Annotated in this window: 20 protein-coding genes; 4 read left to right on the plus strand and 16 right to left on the minus strand. The window is 69.7% G+C overall.

From position 1 onward, the window contains the following. Positions 1-252, plus strand: a complete 252-nt coding sequence (locus FJV46_RS00320) for a MoaD/ThiS family protein (protein ID WP_087031825.1) — start codon at positions 1-3, stop codon at positions 250-252. A gap of 60 nt (positions 253-312) precedes the next feature. On the opposite strand, the gene FJV46_RS00325 is transcribed toward FJV46_RS00320, so the two are convergent. From FJV46_RS00325 to truB, 8 genes are all read right to left on the minus strand, one after another. Next, positions 313-1,680 (minus strand): M16 family metallopeptidase, encoded by a 1,368-nt coding sequence (locus tag FJV46_RS00325; RefSeq protein WP_087030571.1) that lies wholly within the window; start codon positions 1,678-1,680, stop codon positions 313-315. 107 nt (positions 1,681-1,787) lie between these two features. After that, a complete protein-coding gene (locus FJV46_RS00330; protein ID WP_087030574.1) occupies positions 1,788-4,043 on the minus strand; it encodes a polyribonucleotide nucleotidyltransferase in 2,256 nt (751 codons plus the stop codon). Positions 4,044-4,403: 360 nt separating this feature from the next. Then, positions 4,404-4,673, minus strand: a complete 270-nt coding sequence (gene rpsO / locus FJV46_RS00335) for a 30S ribosomal protein S15 (RefSeq protein WP_087030577.1) — start codon at positions 4,671-4,673, stop codon at positions 4,404-4,406. 103 nt (positions 4,674-4,776) lie between these two features. After that, positions 4,777-5,772 (minus strand): bifunctional riboflavin kinase/FAD synthetase, encoded by a 996-nt coding sequence (locus tag FJV46_RS00340; RefSeq protein ID WP_087030580.1) that lies wholly within the window; start codon positions 5,770-5,772, stop codon positions 4,777-4,779. A gap of 143 nt (positions 5,773-5,915) precedes the next feature. Then, positions 5,916-6,665: a DUF4345 domain-containing protein gene (locus tag FJV46_RS00345; protein WP_087030583.1), complete on the minus strand. Its 750-nt coding sequence runs from the start codon at positions 6,663-6,665 to the stop codon at positions 5,916-5,918. A gap of 89 nt (positions 6,666-6,754) precedes the next feature. After that, positions 6,755-7,216, minus strand: a complete 462-nt coding sequence (locus FJV46_RS00350) for a hypothetical protein (protein WP_087030586.1) — start codon at positions 7,214-7,216, stop codon at positions 6,755-6,757. Further along, positions 7,213-7,581 carry a hypothetical protein gene (locus tag FJV46_RS00355; RefSeq protein ID WP_087030589.1) on the minus strand — a complete coding sequence of 123 codons (369 nt, stop codon included), beginning with the start codon at positions 7,579-7,581 and terminating at the stop codon, positions 7,213-7,215. Before FJV46_RS00355 ends, FJV46_RS00350 begins: the two co-directional genes overlap by 4 nt. Before the next feature lie 2 nt (positions 7,582-7,583). Then, positions 7,584-8,486 (minus strand): tRNA pseudouridine(55) synthase TruB, encoded by a 903-nt coding sequence (gene truB / locus FJV46_RS00360; RefSeq protein WP_104150531.1) that lies wholly within the window; start codon positions 8,484-8,486, stop codon positions 7,584-7,586. A gap of 125 nt (positions 8,487-8,611) precedes the next feature. Between truB and FJV46_RS00365 the strand changes: the two genes are divergently transcribed. Beyond that, positions 8,612-9,790, plus strand: coding sequence for a pyridoxal phosphate-dependent aminotransferase (locus FJV46_RS00365; protein ID WP_087030592.1), 1,179 nt, complete (start codon positions 8,612-8,614; stop codon positions 9,788-9,790). A 182-nt stretch (positions 9,791-9,972) separates the two neighbouring features. Here the strand turns inward: FJV46_RS00365 and rbfA are convergent, their stop codons facing one another. The 5 genes from rbfA to rimP form a co-directional block, all read right to left on the minus strand. Continuing rightward, the gene (rbfA, locus tag FJV46_RS00370) at positions 9,973-10,410 is read right to left on the minus strand and encodes a 30S ribosome-binding factor RbfA (RefSeq protein WP_087030595.1); all 438 of its coding nucleotides are present in this window, start codon (positions 10,408-10,410) and stop codon (positions 9,973-9,975) included. Positions 10,411-10,522: 112 nt separating this feature from the next. Continuing rightward, on the minus strand, positions 10,523-13,420 hold the full coding sequence (infB, locus tag FJV46_RS00375) for a translation initiation factor IF-2 (protein WP_087030597.1): 2,898 nt from the start codon (positions 13,418-13,420) through the stop codon (positions 10,523-10,525). A 124-nt stretch (positions 13,421-13,544) separates the two neighbouring features. Beyond that, positions 13,545-13,964 carry a YlxR family protein gene (locus tag FJV46_RS00380; protein ID WP_087030600.1) on the minus strand — a complete coding sequence of 140 codons (420 nt, stop codon included), beginning with the start codon at positions 13,962-13,964 and terminating at the stop codon, positions 13,545-13,547. Between the two features lie 36 nt (positions 13,965-14,000). Further along, positions 14,001-14,990 (minus strand): transcription termination factor NusA, encoded by a 990-nt coding sequence (gene nusA, locus FJV46_RS00385; protein WP_087030603.1) that lies wholly within the window; start codon positions 14,988-14,990, stop codon positions 14,001-14,003. Positions 14,991-15,000: 10 nt separating this feature from the next. After that, positions 15,001-15,675, minus strand: coding sequence for a ribosome maturation factor RimP (rimP, locus tag FJV46_RS00390; protein WP_232008614.1), 675 nt, complete (start codon positions 15,673-15,675; stop codon positions 15,001-15,003). Between the two features lie 42 nt (positions 15,676-15,717). Between rimP and FJV46_RS00395 the strand changes: the two genes are divergently transcribed. Further along, a complete protein-coding gene (locus FJV46_RS00395) occupies positions 15,718-17,073 on the plus strand; it encodes a DUF4439 domain-containing protein (protein WP_104150533.1) in 1,356 nt (451 codons plus the stop codon). After that, positions 17,066-18,100 carry an aminoglycoside phosphotransferase family protein gene (locus FJV46_RS00400; RefSeq protein WP_087030610.1) on the plus strand — a complete coding sequence of 345 codons (1,035 nt, stop codon included), beginning with the start codon at positions 17,066-17,068 and terminating at the stop codon, positions 18,098-18,100. The genes FJV46_RS00395 and FJV46_RS00400 overlap by 8 nt, the downstream gene beginning before the upstream one ends. Here the strand turns inward: FJV46_RS00400 and FJV46_RS00405 are convergent. From FJV46_RS00405 to FJV46_RS00415, 3 genes are all read right to left on the minus strand, one after another. Then, a complete protein-coding gene (locus FJV46_RS00405; RefSeq protein WP_087031833.1) occupies positions 18,097-18,915 on the minus strand; it encodes a sulfite exporter TauE/SafE family protein in 819 nt (272 codons plus the stop codon). The genes FJV46_RS00400 and FJV46_RS00405 overlap by 4 nt on opposite strands. Before the next feature lie 14 nt (positions 18,916-18,929). Next, positions 18,930-20,729, minus strand: a complete 1,800-nt coding sequence (locus FJV46_RS00410; RefSeq protein ID WP_087030612.1) for a proline--tRNA ligase — start codon at positions 20,727-20,729, stop codon at positions 18,930-18,932. A gap of 141 nt (positions 20,730-20,870) precedes the next feature. Beyond that, positions 20,871-21,689, minus strand: a complete 819-nt coding sequence (locus FJV46_RS00415) for a GNAT family N-acetyltransferase (RefSeq protein WP_232008613.1) — start codon at positions 21,687-21,689, stop codon at positions 20,871-20,873. Between the last annotated feature and the right edge of the window lie 5 nt (positions 21,690-21,694).

The following is a 21,694-nucleotide window of genomic DNA, read 5'->3' on the forward strand; positions in this document are numbered from 1 at the left end:
CTGCTCGTGCGGTACTTCGGAGCGGCGAAGGCCGCCTCGGGTGTGGACCAGGAACGCCTGCCTGCCGGACGTCCGTTGACGGACCTGCTGACCGACCTGCGCCGAAGGCCGGCCACTCCCGGGTCGCCGTCGCTCGGGAAGGTCCTCGATCGCAGCAGCTTCCTGCTCAACGAGGTGGCCCTGCGGGACCGTGCGACGGTCCTCCGGCCCGACGACGTCCTCGACATCCTGCCGCCGTTCGCCGGCGGATAGCGCCTGGTCAGGCGCTATCCCACCGGAGCATCCGTGCGGCCCCGCACGCCGAGCACTCCCCTAGCCCGAGAAATCGGCCTCGGTGTCGAACGGGCCGACGACGACGATCGTCCGAGGAGCCGCCGCCAGTTCGCGGGCCAGCGCCTGGACGTCCTCGGCGGTGACGGATCTGATGCGGTCGAGTGAGGCGTCCATATCGACGAACTCCCCCGATACGAGTTCGGACCGGCCGAGGCGGGACATGCGGGAACTGCTGTCCTCGAGCGCCATCACCAGGCCGCCGGAGAGTTGTCCCACGGCCTTGCGGAGCTCCTCCGCGTCGATCCCGTCGGCGGCGAGCCGGTCCAGCTCAGCACCGAGCAGTCCGATCACCTGCCCGGTCTTCGCCGGCGAGCACCCGGCGTACATGCCGAAGTACCCGGCATCGGCGTAGGCGGCCGAGAAGGAGTAGGTCGAGTACACGAGTCCGCGCTTCTCGCGGACCTCCTGGAACAACCGTGAGGACATCCCGCCGCCGAGCACCGCATTCAGGACGCTCATCGCGAAGCGGCGCTCGTCGGTCGCCGTCAGGGACGGGCAGCCGATGAGGATGTTCGACTGTTCGACGGCGCGGCGGATGACGTGCGTCCCCGTCACGCCGTGGACGGGCGTGGTGGCCGTCGAGCGGCGAGCAACCGGCAGTGCGCCCTCGTCGAGCAACCAGCCCGCCGTCTCGAGCGCCTCCTGCACCAGCCGGCACACGACGTCGTGGTCGAGACCCCCGGCGGCGGTGACCACGAGCTCAGACGGCACGTAGTACTGCCGGTAGTGAGCGAGGACGGAGGCGCGCGGCACCGCCCGGATCGCCTCGGGGGTCCCCCCGATCGGGCGGCCGAGGGGATGGTCGCCCAGGACGAGCTCGACGAACTTCTCGTGGGCCACGTCCCCGGGATCGTCGCTGTCCATCGCGATCTCCTCGAGGATGACATCGCGCTCCTGCTCGAGTTCCTCGGGATCGAGCACCGCCGAGGTGACCATGTCGGCGATCACGTCGATGGCCATGGGGAGGTCGGAGTCGAGCACCCGGGCGTAGTAGCACGTGTTCTCCTTCGCCGTGGCCGCATTGGACTCACCTCCCACCTCGTCGAAGGCCGAGGCGATGTCCATGGCGCTCCGGCGCTCCGTGCCCTTGAAGAGCAGATGCTCGAGGAAGTGGGTGCTGCCGTGCTGCCCGTCGGCCTCGTCGCGGGAGCCGACCCCCACCCAGAAACCGATCGTCGCCGAGCGCTGCCCGGGCATGGCCTCGGTGAGGACCCGGACGCCGCCGGGCAGGACGGTGCGCCGCACGACGTTCCCGCCCGGGTCGCCGGACACGAAGGTATGGTCGGAGCCCTGCGCATCACCGGGGGTGGGCAGCAGGGGAAGGGACACTACGGAGGACAGGGACATCCGGGTCTTTCTGATGGTTCGGGAAAGCCAGACGGCCCCGACACCGACCGAATCGATCGGCGGGCGTCGGGGCCGTGCGGCGCGCTCAGGATGAGCGGATCACGAGACTAGTTGGCCTCTGCGACCTCGGGCAGCTCGATACCGGCGTCCTCGGAGTCGCCGGCCTCGTCCGCCACCACGGGCGAGAGGGACAGCTTTCCGCGGTCGTCGACCTTGGTGATCTCGACCTGGACCTTCTGGCCCACGGACACGACCTCGTCGACGTTGTCGACGCGCTTGCCACCGGCGAGCTTGCGCAGCTCGGAGATGTGCAGCAGGCCGTCCTTGCCCGGGGTCAGCGAGACGAAGGCGCCGAAGGTGGTGGTCTTGACGACCGTCCCCAGGTAGCGCTCGCCGATCTCGGGGACCTGCGGGTTCGCGATGGCGTTGACCGCGGCACGCGCGGCTTCGGCCGACTCACCGTTCGTCGCACCGATGAGGACGGTTCCGTCGTCCTCGATCGAGATGTCGGCTCCGGTGTCCTCCTGGATCTGGTTGATCATCTTGCCCTTGGGGCCGATGACCTCGCCGATCTTGTCCACGGGGATCTTGACCGAGATGATCCGCGGCGCGAACTCGGAGAGCTCGTCCGGGGTGTCGATCGCGGCCTGGAGCACGCCCAGGATGTGCAGGCGGGCCTCGCGGGCCTGCTTCAGGGCTGCGGCCAGGACCGACGCCGGGATGCCGTCGAGCTTCGTGTCCAGCTGGATGGCCGTGACGAACTCGGAGGTACCGGCGACCTTGAAGTCCATGTCACCGAACGCATCCTCGGCTCCGAGGATGTCCGTCAGCGCCGCGTAGCGGGTCTGGCCGTCGACCTCGTCGGAGACGAGACCCATGGCGATACCGGCGACCGGGGCGCGGAGCGGGACACCCGCGTTGAGCAGGGAGAGCGTCGAGGCGCAGACCGAACCCATCGAGGTCGAGCCGTTGGAGCTCAGTGCCTCGGAGACCTGGCGGATCGCGTAGGGGAACTCCTCGCGGGTCGGCAGGACGGGCACGAGGGCCCGCTCCGCCAGTGCTCCGTGACCGATCTCGCGGCGCTTCGGCGAACCGACGCGGCCGGTCTCACCGGTGGAGTAGGGCGGGAAGTTGTAGTTGTGCATGTAGCGCTTGCGCGTGACGGGCGACAGCGAGTCGATCTGCTGCTCCATCTTGAGCATGTTCAGCGTGGTGACGCCCATGATCTGGGTCTCGCCGCGCTCGAAGATCGCCGATCCGTGGACACGCGGCAGCACCTCGACCTCGGCGGTCAGCTTGCGGATGTCGCTGAGGCCACGGCCGTCGATGCGGACCTGGTCCTTGAGGATGCGCTGGCGCACGACGGCCTTGGTCAGCGAGCGGAAGGCTGCGGACAGTTCCTTTTCGCGTCCCTCGAACTGGCTGCCCAGGGTGTCCAGGAGCTCGGCCTTCAGGGCGTCGGAGGCGCTCTCGCGCTCCTGCTTGTCGGCGATCTGGAAGACCTGCGCGAGCTTGTCGGAGCCTGCGGACTCGATGGCCGAGTAGACGTCGTCCTGGTAGTCCAGGAACACGGGGAACTCGACGGTGGGCTTTGCGGCGCGCGACGCGAGGTCGGCCTGCGCCTCGCACAGGGCGCGGATGAAGGGCTTGGCCGCCTCGAGGCCGTCGGCGACGATCTCCTCGGTCGGGGCGGTGGCTCCGTTCTCCTTGATGAGGTTCCACGAGTTGTCGGTTGCCTCTGCCTCGACCATCATGATCGCGACGTCGTCACCGGCGATGCGACCCGCGACCACCATGTCGAAGACCGAGTTCTCGAGCTCGGAGTGCTTCGGGAAGGCGATCCACTGGTCGTTGCCGCTGCCGTCGGAGACGAGTGCGACACGCACGCCACCGATCGGACCCGAGAAGGGAAGGCCGGAGAGCTGCGTGGACATCGACGCCGCGTTGATGGCGACGACGTCGTAGCGCACGTCGGGGTTGATCGCGAGGATGGTCACGACCACCTGGACCTCGTTGCGGAGACCCTTCACGAAGGCCGGGCGCAGCGGACGGTCCATGAGGCGGCAGGCCAGGATGGCCTCCGTCGAGGGGCGGCCCTCACGGCGGAAGAACGAGCCCGGGATGCGGCCCGCGGCGTACATGCGCTCTTCGACGTCCACCGTCAGGGGGAAGAAGTCGAAGCCCTCGCGCGGGTGCTTGCCGGCCGTGGTGGCCGAGAGCAGCGCGGTGTCCTCGTCGATGTAGACCATGGCGGACCCTGCGGCCTGCTGGGCGAGACGCCCGGTCTCGAAGCGGACGGTGCGTGTGCCGAAGCGACCGTTGTCGATCACTGCTTCGGCGAATTCAATTTCGGGACCCTCCAAGAGAGTCACCTCCGTTTCTGTGTCTGTATGGGTGTCGGAGGCAATCGGCACCCGTCGTGGTCTCGTCCCTCATGGACGGACCACAAGCACCCGGTCTTCGATCGAGATCCACGGAACGGCCGTCGTGGCGTTCCGGAGACCACTACCGAGGACCGCGAATGCGCGGTGCCGGTTGGCTCCTGCTGTGCGTTGCCCGCCCCTGCTCGCGCAGGTGGCGTCGGTACTGCTGTGCGGGACGTCGTCCCGCCCGTCGCGATCCTCCGGCGAACCGGAGCCGGGCCCTGACGGAGGGGCCCGAGGTGATCGTGAGCGAAGAAGGCGGCCCCTCTCCGTGGAGAGGACGCCGCCTTCAGATGCTACTTATCGACGCAGACCCAGGCGCTCGATGAGCGACCGGTAACGCGTGATGTCGGTGTCCCGCAGGTAGTCCAGCAGGCGACGGCGGCGACCCACGAGAAGAAGCAGGCCACGACGCGTGTGGTGGTCGTGCTTGTGCATCTTCAGGTGCTCGGTCAGGTCGAGGATTCGACGGGAAAGCATCGCGATCTGCACCTCGGGTGAACCGGTGTCACCTTCGGCCAGAGCGTATTCCTTGATGATTCCCTGCTTGATGGCGGCGTCAAGGGCCACGAGTAACTCCTAGAGTTGTACCGTGAACAGGTGCTGAGCGTCGCTTGCGCGACGACACAGAAAAATCCAGCCACCACGGACTGCAGCCGGATCTTCCTCGAGTTTAGCGTCTGGCCTGATGTTCTGTCGAAAGCAGTCCGCGCGCGCGATCCACGTCCAGCTTCATCTGCTCGATGAGAGCCTCCGGCCCCGTGTAGGCCACCTGGCCGCGAAGGCGCTCGACGAACTCGACGACGACGGCCTGACCGTAGAGGTCGAAGTCCTGCACACGCTCCGGCGGCCTGTTGATCACGTGTGCCTCGACCTGTCGGTCGACACCGTCGAAGGTCGGGTTCGACCCCACGGAGATGGCGGCCGGCCAGCGGGTGCCGGCCTCGTCCACGAGCCAGCCGGCGTAGATCCCGTCCGCGGGGATGTAGCCCTGCGACGACGCCGCGAGATTCGCCGTTGGGTAGCCGAGCTCACGTCCGCGGGCGGCGCCGTGCACCACTTCACCGCGCATGCGGTGGTATCGGCCGAGGACGCGCGCGGACGTCCCGACGTCGCCGTTCTCGAGTGCTTCCCGGACCCAGGTCGACGAGCAGCGTCGGTCGCCGTCGGCATCGGTGGCCTCGATGGGGTAGCTCGCGCCGAAATCGTCGATCGCGATCACGTCGAACCCGAGTTTCCGGCCGAGCTCGCGCATCGTGTCGAGGTCTCCGCTGTTGCCGGCTCCGAACCGCACGTCGTGCCCGATCACCACCGCCCGCGCCTTCAGCGCTCGGACGAAGACGCGCTCGACGAATTCCTCGGGCGAATTGGCCGCGAGATCGAGGGTGTACCGCATCATCAGAAGGGCGTCGATACCGGTCTCGGCGAGGGTCTCCACGCGGTCGGCGAGGCCCATGATCAGCTCCGGGGCGGAATCGGGCCGATGGACCTGCGCCGGGTGGGGGTCGAAGGAGACGACGACGGCCGCGGCGGCGCGCTCCCTCGCCGCGTCGACGACCTGCTGCAGCACGCGCTGGTGCCCGCGATGCACGCCGTCGAAGTTGCCGAGGGTCAGGACGGACGGCCCGAAGTCCTCGGGCACACTGTCCAGGTCTCTCCAGTAGAACACGCATCTCCTTCATGATCGCGGCCCGTCCCCTGTCCTCGGACCGGGCGGGTCGGGCACCGCTCCCATTATTGCCGACCGGGCCGCCCCGCTGCCCCGCGTGCCTGCCCCACGGCCGCCGCGGTCCTGCGAGGATGCGGTTCGTGCTAGCCGCGGTCTGCGAACTCCTGGCGGAGTTCGCTCGTCTTGGCGATGTACTTGTGCCAGACCAGCAGCGCGGGCGGGAACGCGAGTTCGACGACCATGAGGACGATCAGGATGTAGTTGGGTGTTCCCGAGAAGGCCCAGGACAGAACGCGGCCGATACCCCCGACGAAGACCATGAGGCAGACGAGCCAGAGCATGTTCGCCCACTGGAACTTGATGGCGATCGTGATGAACGCGGCACCGACGCCGACCATCATGGCGGAGAAGAACCTGAACTGGTTTTCGAGCGTCGGGTTCACGGGAGTGCCCTCGGTGTCGGGCAGGCCTGCGGTGCCGAGGATGAGGTAGTACGCGCCGAAACCGGCGATGACCAGACCCACCAGGACGACGACCGTGCGGAACACGTTCCAGTCTCCCCCGGAGGAACCCTTGCCCTGCTTGGTCCCCTTCCCCGACGCATCCTTCGTCCCCGTCCGCTTGGACGCCGGCCCCGACGTGGTGCGCGTTGCTGCGTCCGACGACGTCCCGGACGAGGAGGGCCTCCCGGACGAGGACCGCGACGCGGAGGGCCCCGACGTCGAACCCCGGGGAGCCGGACCGGAGGACGCCACCGGCTGGACCGGACCTGCCCCGGACTCGGCGGGCGTCCCGGCCGGTCGCCCGGCCCCGTCGCGGCTGCTGCGCTGGTCGGACGGTGTGGTTCGGCCGGCCTGGACGGAGGGGTCGTGCTCGGGGCTGTTGCTGGTCATGGTGCTCCCTGGACGCTGGTGAGTGCTTCAGCGTCATGATCTCACGCGACAGGGCGGGCCGCGGCTCTTCTCAGGCGGGCGGGGGCCGCTCAGGCGGAGGCGCTACCGGGTCTGGTGCGACGCAGCCAAAGCAGTCCGAGCACAGGAAGCACGAGCGGGACGAAGCCGTACCCCCGCCCGAAGGCTGACCAGACCGTCTCGCTGGGGAACGCCTGTGCGTCCACGATGCTGAGGAGCCCCACCGTGACGACCCCGATCAGCTCGGTCGCCACCGCCACCACGGACACACGGTAGGCGCGGGCTCCCGGGCGTGCCAGCGACACCGTCGCCACGATGTAGACGACCGCGGCGACGGCGGACAGCAGATAGGCCACGGGAGCCTCACCGAACTTCGTGGCGATCTGGTATCCGGCCCGCGCCGTCGCGGCCAGGGCGAAGACGCCGTAGACGGCGATCAGGAGCCGCCCGGGCCCGGAGGATCTGCTCGACGCCGTCGCTGCTGCGCCGGCACGGACGGCACCGGCCCCCTGGTCATCTCGTGCTTCGGTCATAGCCCGGCCACCCCGTCCCAGATCTGCTCCATCCGGAAGAGCATCACGAACACTGTCAGCCCGGCGGCGGCCAGCACGAAGTTGCTCCAGCGGGTCTTCTCGACGATCGACCACCAGAAGGCACCGATCGGCACGAACAGCGCGGTCAGGAGGTACCCCCAGAACTCCCAGGCCTCCCCGAGGACCGGCTCGAACGTCAGTTGCCTGATGACCGCACCCACGCCGTAGACGAGGAGGAACAGCTCGACGGCCGCGACCGAGAGGATCGTGATGTCGTTCGGAGGCTGGCGCAGGAGGGCGGCGCCGATGCAGAGCAGGGCGGAGACGGCACATACCAGGGTGCCGATGAGGAAGAAGGGGTCCATGGCTACTCCTTGCCGCCGGGCGCGAAGACCAGGAGCGTGCGCGCCGCTGCACCGCGATTCTCGAGCAGCGCCACGAGGGTGCCGTCGGGGGCGAAGGCTGCGACGGGCTGGTCCGCCGGTTCACTCGGGTCGATCCGGCGGCCGTGCGAGACGTCTGCGGCCTCGGTGGCGCTGAGCTCGCGGACCGGGAAGAGCGCACGGCCCGCGTCGTCGAGCGGGAGGAGACGGAGATCCTCCGCGAGCTCCTCGAGGGTGCTCGCCTGCTCGATGCCATACGGGCCCACCTGCGTCCGGCGGAGCGCCGTGAGGTGCCCACCGACACCGAGTGCCGCGCCGAGATCTCTCGCGAGTGCACGGATGTACGTACCGGAACTGCACTCGACGGTGACGTCGAGATCCTGCAGGCGCCCGCTGCTGACCCGTCGGATCGCATGGATCTCGAACCGGTGGACCGTCACGGGTCGGGCCGGCAGGTCGACCTCCTCGCCCGACCGCACCCGGGCGTAGGACCGCTCCCCCTTCACCTTGATGGCGCTGACGCTGCTGGGCACCTGCTGGATCTCCCCGGTGAGGGCGCTGACGGCGTCCCGGATGTCCTGTTCGGTCACGGCAGCCGCGATACTCCCACCCGTGACCTCGCCCTCGGCGTCGTCCGTGATGGTGGACTGTCCCAGCCGGATCGTGGCGGTGTAGGTCTTCGACGTGCCCACGATGAAGGTCAGCAGGCGCGTGGCACGATTGATCCCGATGACCAGGACGCCGGTTGCCATCGGGTCGAGGGTGCCGGCGTGACCGACCTTCCGGGTTCCGGCGAGCCGGCGCAGGCGCCCGACGACGTCATGACTCGTCCAGCCCTGAGGCTTGTCCACGATGATCAGCCCTGAGTGGACCTGCCCGGAATTCACGCCTCCCAGTATATGGTCCACGGCGGCGCACACAGGCCGGACGCCGTCGGGCGCCGCAGGCCGTCGGGTGTGCGTGAAGGACTGCTGCGCGGAGGCGGCGGCCCGCCCGCGATAGCATCCTGCGTATGCCCTCCGCTCCAGTCCATGTGGTCAGTGTCCCGGTCAACCAGATCCGTGAGATCACGCAGGCCGCGTGGGCCGTCCCCGATTCCATCGTCCTCAGCATCGGCGAACCGGCCTTCCCCGTCGCCCGCCACGTACTCGATGCAGGGATGGCGGCCCTCGACCGCGACGACACGAACTACACGCCGAACGCCGGACTGGGTCCTGTCCGGGCCGCCTTCGCGGCCCGGTTCGCTCGACTCTCCGGGGTGGATGACGATCCGTCCCGGGTGTTCGTCGTCGCCGGCGCGCAGCAGGGCCTGCATCTGGCGCTGAGCACGCTCGTCGCGCCGGGGGACGACGTCCTCGTCCCCGACCCCGGCTACCCGACGTTCGCCATGACCGTGGGACTGCTGGGCGGTACACCGGTGCCGTACCCGCTGGTTCCCGAGCACGGGTTCCAGCCACGGATCGAGATCCTGCAGGGGCTCCTCACCCCGCGGACCAGGGTCCTGATGCTCAACTCGCCCTCCAACCCGCTCGGCTCGGTCTTCGGTGAGGACCTCACACGCGAGCTGGTGCGCTTCGCCCACGAACACGACCTGTGGATCATCTCCGACGAGTGCTACGAGGCCTTCACCTACGACACGCCCCACGTCAGCCCGGCACGGTTCGACGCCGGCGGGCCGGCGGCGGTCCCCGAGGCCCGGGAGGCGCGCGTCATCACGTCCCTCACGCTGTCCAAGACCTACGGTCTGACGGGGATGCGCATCGGGGCCCTGGTGACACCTCCCGGGATGGAGGCCCTGCTCAGCAACGTCATGGAGGCCACTGTGTCCTGCGTCTCCGCGACAGCCCAGTACGCGGGTCTCGCGGCCCTTACGGGTCCCCAGGAGTACGTCTCGACGGCCCTCGCGCACTACCGGTCCAACCGCGACGCGGCGACGGCTGTCCTCGACCGCCTGGGCATCGACTATCTCGACGCGCGCGGGGCGTTCTACCTCTGGGCGGATCTCTCGCACGCCACGCGGGGCGACGTGCGTGGCTGGACGAAGAGGTTCCTGGCTGAGCGCGGCGTCGCCCTGGCGCCCGGGACGGCGTTCGGCTCGATGGGCGAGGGCTGGGTGAGGATCGCCCTGTGCGGCAGGACCGACGAGCTCGTGGAGGGGCTGTCCCGCCTCCCGTCGCCGGGACTCGCCTGACACACGGCTGCCCCACGCCTGACCCTTCTGCCGCGCCACCGGGATGGCGTGTCGCACTCCTCGCTGCGACGGGCCCTGTCACGCGAAAGGCAGCCGACCGGGGTCGACTGCCTATCGGGTGATGCCTGCCCGCGACGGCTACGCCGCGATGCGCTGCGTGGCCGTCACGGAGGGGACGGCGATCAGCGTGCCTCGTCCTCGTCGTCCGAGGTGCGGTACGGGTCGGCGTCGCCGGCGAAGTCGGCGCCCTGGGCGATCGCTGCCACTTCGGCGTCCCGCTCGCGAGCCTTCTGGAGCAGTTCCTCGAGGTGGCTCGCGTTGACCGGGACCTCGTCGGGCACGAACTCCAGTGTCGGGGTGAGGCGGGCCGTGATGTTCTTGCCCACTTCGGACCGGAGCACCCCGCGGGCGGACTCCAGCGCCATCCGCGTGGCCTGCTGCTCCTCGGGATCGCCCAGCACCGTGTAGTACAGCGTCGCGTGCTGGAGGTCGTTGGTGACACGGGCGTCGGTGATGGTGACGGCTTCCAGCCGAGGGTCCTTCACGCGGCGCCGCAGTGCCTCGGCGACGATGACTTTGATGCGCTGCGCGAGACGCGCCGCGCGGGCCGGATCTGCCATTGCTGATACTCCTACTGAAGCTGGTGAGGTGGGGGGACCGGACCTGCGGTCCCGATGGTGGGAATGGCACAGGCGCCCCGGTGGACCGGGGCGCCTGTGACCGACCTACGTGCTAGGCGCGGGGCTTCTCCCGCATCTCGAAGGTCTCGATGGTGTCGCCTTCCTTGACGTCGTTGAACGAGCCCAGGCCGATACCGCACTCGAAGTCCGTGCGGACCTCGGTGGCGTCGTCCTTGAACCGCTTGAGCGAGTCGACGGAGAGGTTGTCCCCGATGACCTTGCCGTCGCGCAGGACACGTGCCCTCGAGTTGCGCCGGATGATGCCCGAACGGACGATCGAACCGGCGATGTTGCCGAACTTGGAGGAGCGGAACACCTCGCGGACCTCTGCGGTACCGAGCTGCACCTCCTCGTACTCCGGCTTGAGCATGCCCTTGAGGGCGAGCTCGATGTCGTCGATCGCAGCGTAGATGACCGAGTAGAAGCGCATGTCGACGCCCTCGCGCTCGGCGAGGTCGGCGACGCGTTCCGCCGGCTTGACGTTGAACCCGATGATGATCGCGTTGTCGACCGTCGCCAGGTTGACGTCGTTCTGCGTGATCGCACCGACGCCGCGGTGAATGACGCGCAGCTGCACGCCTTCTCCGACGTCGATCTTGAGCAGCGAGTCCTCCAGGGCCTCGACGGCACCCGACACGTCACCCTTGAGGATGAGGTTGAGGGTGTCGACCTTGCCGTCGGCGACGGCCTGGTCGAAGTCCTCGAGGCTGATGCGCTTGCGACGCTTGGCGAGGGCCGCATTGCGGTCCGCGGCCTCGCGCTTCTCGGCGATCTGCCGGGCGGTGCGCTCGTCGTCCGTGACGAAGAACGTGTCGCCGGCGCGGGGGACGTTGGACAGTCCCAGCACCTGGACCGGGCGGGACGGCTCGGCCTTCGTGACGATGTCGCCGTTCTCGTCGAACATCGCACGCACACGGCCGTGGGCCGTGCCGGCCACGATCGTGTCGCCGACGTTCAGCGTTCCGGACTGCACGAGCACCGTCGCGACGGCGCCTCGGCCACGGTCGAGGTTTGCCTCGATCGCGATGCCGCGGGCGTCCTTGTTCGGGTTGGCCCGCATGTCCAGGGCGGCATCCGCCGTGAGCAGGACGGCCTCGAGCAGCTCGTCGATCCCCATGCCCTGGAGCGCGGAGACGTGGACGAACATGGTGTCGCCACCGTATTCCTCGGGGACCAGGCCGTACTCGGTGAGCTGGCCCTTGACCTTGTCCGGGTTCGCGCCTTCCTTGTCCATCTTGTTGACGGCGACGACGATCGGGACGTTGGCTGCCTGGGCGTGGTTCAGCGCCTCGACGGTCTGCGGCATGACGCCGTCATCCGCCGCGACGACGAGCACGGCGATGTCCGTGACCTTCGCACCTCGGGCACGCATGGCGGTGAACGCCTCGTGGCCCGGGGTGTCGATGAAGGTGATGGCGCGCGTCGTGTCCTCGTGGACGTGCTGGATCTGGTAGGCACCGATGTGCTGGGTGATCCCACCGTGCTCGCCCTCGACGACCTTGGTGTTGCGGACGGCGTCGAGCAGTCGCGTCTTACCGTGGTCGACGTGGCCCATGACCGTGACGACCGGCGGACGCGCCTCCAGATCATCGTCACCCTCGGCCTCGAGCTCCGCATCGAAGTCGATGTCGAAGCTGCTGAGGAGCTCGCGCTCCTCGTCCTCGGGGGACACGACCTGGATCTTGTAGCCGAGCTCGGTTCCCAGGACCTCGAAGGTGTCCTCGTCCAGCGACTGGGTGGCCGTGGCCATCTCGCCGAGGTGGAAGAGCACGGTCACCAGTGCTGCGGGGTTCGCCTCGATCTTGTCGGCGAAGTCCGTGATGGACGAGCCGCGGCGCATCGTGACGACGGTGTTGCCGTCCCCACGGGGTACGCTGACGCCGCCCAGCGACGGAGCCGACATCTGCTCGAGTTCCTGCCGCTTCGCACGCTTCGACTTGCGCTGCTTGCCGCGTCCGGCGCCGCCCTTGCCGAAGGCACCGGCGGTGCCGCCGCGTCCGCGGCCGCCCTTGCCGAAACCGCCGCCTGCGGGTGCTCCGCTGGGGCTGTTGGGCGCTCCCCCGGGTCCACGGCGCGGGCCGGCACCTGCACCGGGGGCTCCGCGGCCAGGGGCTGCGGGCCGCTCGGTGCGGTTCGGCATCATGCCGGGAGTGGGACGTGATCCTGGAGCACCACCGGGACGGGGAGCACCCGGCCGCGGTGCACCGGGACGGGGACCGCCCGCACCGGCCGCGGGCCGGGGACCGCCGGCGCCTGCTGCGGGGCGGGGGCCGCCTGCACCGGCAGCGGGGCGCTGCGGGGTGTCGTCACGACGACCCGGCCGGGGCATCCCCTGCGAGGGTGCGAAGGGGTTGTTGCCCGGACGCGAGGTGCGCTCGGGACGGTCCGTGTCGCCACGGCGGGACCCCATGCCCTGCGAGGGCGCGAACGGGTTGTTGCCCGGTCGGGGCGCCCCACCGGGACGGGCGCCCGAGGGGCGCGTGGTGCCGCCGGGCTGGGCTGCCGGCGGGGTGGCCGGACGGGGAGCCGACGGCGAGGCATCCTCCGCAGCGCCCTGCTGCGCCGCAGCGGGTGCGCCCTGCGCGGGTGCCTCCGGTGCCGCGGCGTTGGAGAACGGCGACGGCTGCGCGGGAGTGGGTGCGGCCGGTGCGGGAGCAGTCGGTGCCGCCGGGGCGGTCGGTGCCGCGGGCGCCGGAGCCTCCGGCGCCTGCTGGGAGGCGCCCGGCTTGGGGCCCGACGGCGTGGGGGCTGCGGGGCGCGACGGTGCGGGTGCAGCGGTCTTGGCGCTGCCGGCATCCGGGAACGCGCCGCGAAGCTTCTTCACGACGGGGGCTTCGATGGTCGATGATGCGGAACGGACGAATTCGCCCAGTTCCTGCAGTTTCGCAACTGCGTCTTTCGAGGTTATACCGAGCTCTTTCGCGAGCTCGTGTACGCGGACCTTGGCCACATTTCTCCTGTCTCGGTCCGCACCGAGTCAGGCACGAACCGTCTATTTCCTACTGCTGATCCCAGCCGCTGTCGCAGCCGGCAGATCGAGTGCAGAGCGCAACGGATTGGTCATCGTTGCGCACTCATCGCTGGGTTCTCATCGGGTTTCCATGAGGGTACTGACCCGCTTTCAGGGAGGACGGTGGTGAATCGGGGCGTCCTGTTCGACGCTCCAGGTATGCCGGGAAGTCCGCTGCCAGTTGCGCAACGTCCACCGGCCCGCGGAAAGCCCTGGTGAAGGCTCTCCGTTTGATGGCCGTTTCCATGCATGCCGGGTCGGGGTGCAGCCAAGCACCCCGTCCGGAAAGCCGGCGCCGCTCATCGATGACGGCGATGATTCGTCCGTCGATCGGTCGTGCAACAACCCGCATCACGTGCGACTGATGGTCTCGCCGGCGGCACCCCACGCAGGTGCGTGTCGGGTGTGAGCCCTCCGTGCGGAGCCCGGGCGCTACCGGATCCGAGGATCCTTCCGGGCGCTGATCGACATCAGTCCCCTTCATTCTACCCCTTTCGACCCTGCCGGCCTGACCGGCGGGTCAGGCCTTCGCTGCCTGGGCGGGCTGGGCGGCGTCCGAGACGATGTCGATGCGCCAGCCCGTGAGCTTCGCGGCGAGGCGCGCGTTCTGTCCCTCCTTGCCGATCGCCAGGGACAGCTGGTAGTCAGGCACGACGACACGGGCTGACCGCGTGGCCTCGTCCGTGATCGTCACGGAGGTGACGCGGGAGGGCGACAGCGAGCTGGCGATGAAGGCCGCGGCGTCGTCGTTGTAGTCGACGATGTCGATCTTCTCGTCGTGGAGCTCGTTCATGACGGCGCGGACGCGGGTGCCCATCTCGCCGATGCAGGCGCCCTTGGCGTTGACGCCGGGAACGTTGGCGCGGACGGCGATCTTGGTGCGGTGCCCGGCCTCGCGGGCGAGTGCCACGATCTCGACGGTCCTGTCGGCGATCTCGGGCACCTCCAGCTCGAAGAGTTTGCGGACCAGGCCGGGGTGTGACCGCGACAGCGTGATGGAGGGGCCCTTCATGCCACGGTGCACGTCCACCACGAAGGCACGGAGCCGGGTGCCGTGCAGGTACTTCTCGCCGGGCACCTGCTCGGGCGGGGGCAGGACGGCCTCGACCGACCCGAGATTCACCTGGATCATGTGCGGATTGTTGCCCTGCTGGATCATGCCCGCGACGAGTTCGCCCTCCTTCCCGCGGAACTCCCCGAGGATGTTCTCGTCCTCCGCGTCGCGCAGACGCTGCAGGATGATCTGCCGGGCGGTGCTCGCGGCGATCCTGCCGAAACCGCTCGGGGTGTCGTCGAACTCGCCGGCGGGCGCGCCGTCGTCGTCCTTCTCGGTGGCCCAAATGGTGACGTGGCCGTTTCGGCGGTCGAGTTCCGCGCGGGCCGTCTCCTGCGCTCCGGGCGTGCGGTGATAGGCGACGAGCAGGGCCTGCTCGATCGTCGGGATCAGTTTGTCGAGCGGTATCTCGCGTTCGCGCTCGAGAAGCCTCAGCGCGCTCATGTCAATGTCCATGTGGATCTCCTTACGCGTGGTGCACGGCGCCGGAGGTGTCCGGTTCGGCCCCATCTGTGTCGTCTGTGTGGTTGTCGTCGAGATGCGCGAACTCGACCTGGACGGTGCCCGTGCGGATCTTCGCGAAATCGAGGGTGAGCGGATCGCCCTGCTTGGGTTTCATACCCTTTTTCACCGGCAGCTGCGGAAGGAGGCGGATACCGGACGCGGTGACCGCCTCGAGCCTCCCGAGGAGGGTGTCACCGCTCACCGGCTTGACCTCGACGAGGCGGCCGATGTTGCGGCGCCAGTGCCGTGGTTCCGTCAGTGGCCTGGAGACGCCGGGCGAGGAGATCTCGAGACTGTAGGGGCGGTCGTCGTCCTCGGGATCGCTGTCCATCGCGGCCGAGAGGTCGGTGGAGATGGCCGAAATCACATCGAGACCCACGCTTCCCGAGGCATCCTCGGGAAGATCCACCACGACGTGCACCGTCCGGTGCGAGCCGGCCACCTTGATGTCGACGTCCTCGAGATAGAGGTTGTGCTGCTCGACGACGGGCTCCAGCCTGGTCCTCAGTCGCTGTGCTTCGGCCTGCAGTTGGGCTTCTACGGCCGTCCTGCGGGTCGAGGCATTGTTTTCGTTCCCGGACCGGACCGCCATGGCTGCCTCCCACTCGATGATGTTGTCCACCAAGAGTACCGACATTCCGCGGCGCCGGGTGTATGGCCGGGCCTGGACGGGGACTCCATGGCATCATCGGGAACTGTGATGGAACGGGGGCGGACGGTCGGCGGACGTGGGCGTGGGGCGCTTCCTCCCACGAGCCCTCGCCGAGCTGCCTCCCGGGCGCTCCGTCGCTCCGCCCGGTGGTCCGTCCGCATCCTCGGTCTCCTCATCGCACTGCTGCTCGTGATCGGTGTGGGTCTCGGTATCCGGACGCCCGATGCCGGGACCCCCGTGTACACGAACTCCCAGCAGACGCAGCTCGACGCCGAGGACCGGTACCGCTCCCTGGCTGACGCGGCGCGCTCCGCGGCGACGGCGGACGCCGGTCTCGCCGCCGCGCTGACGGGCATCGCCACCGATCTCGAGGCGCAGGCGGACGCCGTCGCCCTGCCGGGCAGGAGCGCGACGACGACCGAGCCCGGGGACGCGAGCGGACCGGCGAGGACCGGCGACGGTCGGTCCGGCACCGGGCCAGTGACCTCCGGCGCGCCCCCGGGCCCCTCAGCAGCAGCCGATCCTGCCGCTCCCGCGGTCCCGACGCAGGTCCTGGCCGATCTCCGCACCAGCGCGCTCGGCAGCCTGCGCGCCGCCCTCGCCGCCGATCCCGGCCCGGCGCGTGTCCTCGCGGCGGCGGGAGCCAACCAGTGGCGCCATGCGCTGGTCCTCGCGGCCGCACTGGGCACGGATCCGGGCCTGCCGCCGGCGGACGCCGTCCCCGTTGCGGACCTCCGCGACGGACGCGGGATCTTCGCCGGTATCCCGCTGACCTCCGACCAGCCCGGAGCGGCGCCCCCGGCGCCCGCCGGCCGTCCCACTGCACCCTCCGGGCGCGGGCAGACCCTCGGCACCGGTGACCCCACCCCGCAGGAGTGCGAGGGCGTTCCGATCGGCCCCGCTGCCGATCGGCAGGCGCTGCTGGACGCGAAGGGCGCCGAGGACGGCGCCCGGTACGGCTACGAGGTCGCGGCGGCCCTCCTCCCCGATCGCACGGGCGTACTGGCCCGTGCGGCCGCCCATGAGGCGGCAGCCGAAGCCGCGGCGGAGCAGCTCGACGACCTGTGCGCGCCCGCTCCCCCCGCACGCCCGGGGTTCGCCCTCGACCCCGGATTCAGGGCGGACCCGGGAGCCGCCCTGCGGGACCTCGAGGAGGCCCACGCGGGACTCTACGGCGGACTGGTGCCGATGATCTCGCCGGACCTGCGTGCCTGGGCCGTCGCCGCCTACAACGCGGCGGTGCAGCGGAGCGTCGACGCAGGGACACCGCTCTCCGCCTTCCCGGCCCTGCCCGACGTTCCTGTGCACGATCCGGCACCCGCCTCCTCAGGCAACACCTCGGACGCCTCGGAGATCGCGCCGACGGACGGACCCGATGACTGAGGAGCGGCGGGAGCAGCACACCAGAAGCGATCCGGACCTTCCGCCGCGGCTGATCGGGAGCGCGCGGACCATCGCCGGCGGTGCGCGCTGGGTGCGTGGATGGCGCGACCTCCTCCACGAGAAGCTCACCGCGTGGGACCTCGACCTCGACCTGGAACCGGGTGTCCCTGCGTGGGCGGGCCAGTGTGCCGTCGTCGTGCCCGTGGTGCGGCGCGCCGACCAGGCGCAGGCGGTGCTGAAACTCACCATCCCCCACGACGAGGCGGAGTCCGAGCCCGATGCGCTGGAACTCTGGGGCGGTGACGGGGCCGTGCGACTGCTCGCGGTCGCACGCCCTGATTTCGCGCTGCTGCTCGACCGGCTCGACGGCGACCTTTCGCTGCAGGATGTCCCGCTCGACGCCACGCCCGGACCGTGGGCTGCCGCGATGCGCGCCCTCTCGCTGACCCCCGGCACGAGCGCCCCCTGGGCCGCCTTCCCGCACATCGCCTCCGAGGCCGAGCAGTGGACGGACACGCTGCCGGCCCGCTGGGAGGAACTGGGCAGGCCGTTCCCGCGCTGGCTCATGGAGGCAGCGCTCGAGGTCTGCCAGTCCCGGGGCACCGTGGGCCGTCGGTCCGAGCACGACGTCCTCGTCCACACGGACCTGCACTACGGGAATCTGCTGCCCAGCTCGCCGGGCCAGCTCGAGCGCTTCACGGCCATCGACCCGAAGCCCATGGTGGGCGACGCGGAGTACGCCGTCGCGCCCATGCTGTGGAACCGGCTGCAGGAACTCGACGCCGCGGACCCCGCCGGTCATCTGCGGGCGCACTGCGCGGCTCTCGCAGCGGCCGCCGGGCTCGACGAGCAGGGCGCGGTGGACTGGACCATCGTGCGGGAGGTCAGGAACGCGCTGTTCTACGTCGGCCAGGGTGAGGGCGGCGCAGCGCAGCGCTCCCTCTGGGTGGCCGGCTCCGTGCTCGGGCGGGCCGTCGACGGGCTGCCGCCGGTCCGGGACCTGCCTGTCCCCGGGCAGTACACCTAGCTGGACACCTGGCCGACCAGGGGCCGCACGTTCTCGATCCAGACGTCGTAGCCGAGCTTGATGATCAGCGCGCCGACGACCGCCAGGAACACGATCCTGATGAATCTGCTGCCCTGCCTGATCGCCATGCGCGAGCCGGTGTAGCCGCCGGCCATGTTGGCCACGCCGAGGAGGAGCCCCAGCCCCCACAGGATGGACCCGTTGGGCAGGAAGAACATGAGCGCGCCGAAGTTGGTCGCCATGTTCACGATCTTCGCCTTGGCGCTCGCCCCGAGGAAGTTGTACCCGAGCAGCGTCACCATGGCGATGATCAGGAAGGACCCCGTGCCGGGCCCGATCAGGCCGTCGTAGAAGCCGATGACGAGACCGATCGCGCCGGCCGTCCCGTAGTGGCGCGCGCCCTGGTGGCGCAGCTGCGTGAGGGTCCCGACGGACGGCTTCAGCGCGGTGAAGATCGCGACGGCGATGAGGGCGACGACGATGATGGGCTTGAACACCGAGGACGGCAGCGACGCGGCGAGGATGGCACCGCCGAAGCTCCCGACCAGGGCGATCCCCGCCATCGGCAGCGCCGTCCTCAGGTCGGGATGGGCTCGCCGGTAGTAGGTGATCGCGCTCGTCGTCGTGCCGAAGATCGAGCCCAGCTTGTTCGTCGCCAGGGCCTCCACGGGCGTGATGCCCGGCACCAGGAGGAGCGCCGGAAGCTGTAGCAGGCCTCCCCCGCCGACCACGGCGTCCACCCAGCCCGCGGCGAACCCGGCGACGAGCACCAGGAGGATCGTGGCGAGGTGCAGCTCCTCGAGTCCCGAGGCCAAGACCGGCATCGCGACTAGTGTGCGGTGATCCCGCGCAGGAACGCGACGGCGTCGTCCACCGCGACGTTCTGCGCTTCACCCGAGCGGCGGTCCTTGACCTCGAGGACGCCCTCGGCGAGACCACGGCCGACCACCACGATGGTCGGCACGCCGATCAGCTCGGCGTCGCCGAACTTCACGCCCGGGGACACCTTGGGGCGGTCGTCGTAGAGCACCGTCAGCCCGACCGACTCGAGCTCGGCGGCCAGCTTCTCGGCCGCCTCGAAGATCTCCGCGCCCTTCCCCGTCGCCACGACGTGCACGTCCGCCGGAGCGACGTTGCGGGGCCAGATGATGCCCCTCTCGTCCCGATTGGACTCGGCGAGAGCCGCGATGGCACGGGTGACGCCGACACCGTAGGAGCCCATGGTGACGGTCGCGAGCTTGCCGTTCTGATCCAGCACCCTGAGCCCGAGGGCCTCGGCGTACTTCCGTCCGAGCTGGAAGATGTGGCCCATCTCGATACCGCGGGCTGCGACCAGCGGGCCGGAGCCGTCGGGAGCCTCGTCACCCTCGCGCACCTCGACGGCCTCGATGGTGCCGTCCCAGGTGAAGTCCCGGCCGGCCACGAGGCCGAAGACGTGCCGCCCGTGCTCGTTGGCGCCGGTGATCCACGAGGTGCCGCTCACGATCCTGGGGTCCACGAGGTAGCGCAGTCCGGTCGAGGCCTCGGCACCGAGGACGGCGGTGTCGGGCGCGAGGCCCGGACCGATGTAGCCCTTCACCAGACCCGGATGCTTCTTCAGGTCCTCCTCGTCCGCCGGCTCGACGACGACCTCGCCGCCCGTCTCGAGGTGGCCCGCGATGGTCGCCTCGATCCGCTTGAGATCCACGGACCGGTCACCGGGAACACCGATGACCACGATCTCGCGCTCGCCCGTGGGCAGCACGGCGGCGAGCACCACGTTCTTGAGGGTGTCGGCGGCTGTCCAGGCACGATCGTCGCGGGGAGCCGCGGCGTTCGCGTGGTCCACGAGGGTTGCGATGGTGGGTGTCTCCGGGGTGTCCCGCACCTCGGCGGCCGGCGCGCCGGTGTAGTCGATGTCGGCGGGAACCACCGTGGTGACGGCTTCGACGTTGGCCGTGTAGCCGCCCGCGGACCGGACGAAGGTGTCCTCCCCGATCGGCGTGGGGTGGAGGAACTCCTCGCTCTTCGAGCCGCCCATGGCACCGGCCGTCGCCGTCACCGGGATGACCTCGAGTCCGAGGCGTTCGAAGATCCGCAGGTACGCGCCGCGATGGAGCTGGTAGCTCCCCTCGAGGCCGGCATCGTCGATGTCGAAGGAGTAGGAGTCCTTCATGATGAATTCGCGGCCGCGCAGGAGGCCGGCGCGCGGCCTGGCCTCGTCGCGGTACTTGGTCTGGATCTGGAACAGGCTGACCGGGAGGTCCTTGTAGGAGCTGTACAGGTCCTTCACGAGCAGGGTGAACATCTCCTCGTGCGTGGGCGCCAGGAGGTAGTCCGCACCCTTGCGGTCCCTGAGCCGGAAGATGCCGTCGCCGTACTCGGTCCAGCGGTTGGTCGCCTCGTAGGGCTCCTTGGGCAGCAGCGCCGGGAAGTGGACCTCCTGGGCTCCGATCGCCTCCATCTCCTCGCGGACCACGGCCTCGACCCGGGCGAGGACCTTCAGGCCCAGCGGGAGCCAGCTGTAGATGCCGGGCGCCGCGCGGCGGATGTAGCCGGCGCGCAGGAGGAGGCGGTGGCTCTCCACCTCGGCGTCGGCGGGGTCCTCACGCAGGGTGCGGAGGAAAAGGGTCGAGAGTCGTAAGACCACGCGGGTGTCCGTTCGTCTGGGCGATGCAGTGCCATCTGTCTTGCCGCCGTCGGGCGGGAGAACAACAGGTACCAATCTAGCCGGTCGGTCCGGTGCGGATCGCCGGATCCGCACCGCTCCACGCCCGCCCGGCGCGGCGGCTCAGAAGAGGATGGTCGCGAAGGTGTCCACCTGGTCGAACCCCACGCGCTTGTAGGCCGCGATGGCACGGGAGTTGTAGGAGTTCACGTACAGGCTCACAGTGGGTGCCACCGAGCGGGCGGCGACGACGACGGCCGCCATGTATGCGGCGCTGCGTCCCTCGCCGCGACGGTCGGGGTTCATCCACACTCCCTGCACCTGGACGGCCTGGGAGGAGACCGTTCCGAGTTCCGCCTTGAAGACCACGGAGCCGTCGTGGTCGAACGCCGCCAGCGAGTGCTTCCGGTTGATGAGGGATGCCACCCGGCGCCGGTAGTGGTCGGAACCGCCGATGAACGGCGAGTAGCCGACCTCCTCCTCGAACATCGAGGCGCAGGCCGGCAACAGGCGCTCGAGTTCGTCGGGCCGGGTGAAACGGAGATCATCGGCCGGCGCTATCAGGGGATCCCTGTCGATGGTCATGAGCGGCTGGCTGGGCCGCACGTCGAAGGGCTCACCGCTGTAGTCCTCCAGGGTGGACCACAGATCCATGACGCCCTCCGAGAGGCCGAAGATCGACGAGAACGTCCGCCCGGACCTGCCCAGGTGGTCACCGAAGATCGCGCCGGTCTCGTCCGTGACGCCGACGGGAACGAGGTTCACCCCCGCCCAGCAGGCGGCGCGAAGCTCGTTGTGCCGGAACATGCCGACGATCTCGCCGCCGGCGAAGGAGGGCGCTGCGCTTCCCGCGGTCTCGAGGTGCGATGCCACGAAGACGTTCGCCACCGGATCCTCGTTCACGATCGCCCAGAGGTCCCGCGTGTCGGCCTCACCGAGCACCCGGA

Source organism: Arthrobacter agilis, assembly GCF_006494655.1.
Taxonomy (GTDB): domain Bacteria; phylum Actinomycetota; class Actinomycetes; order Actinomycetales; family Micrococcaceae; genus Arthrobacter_D; species Arthrobacter_D agilis.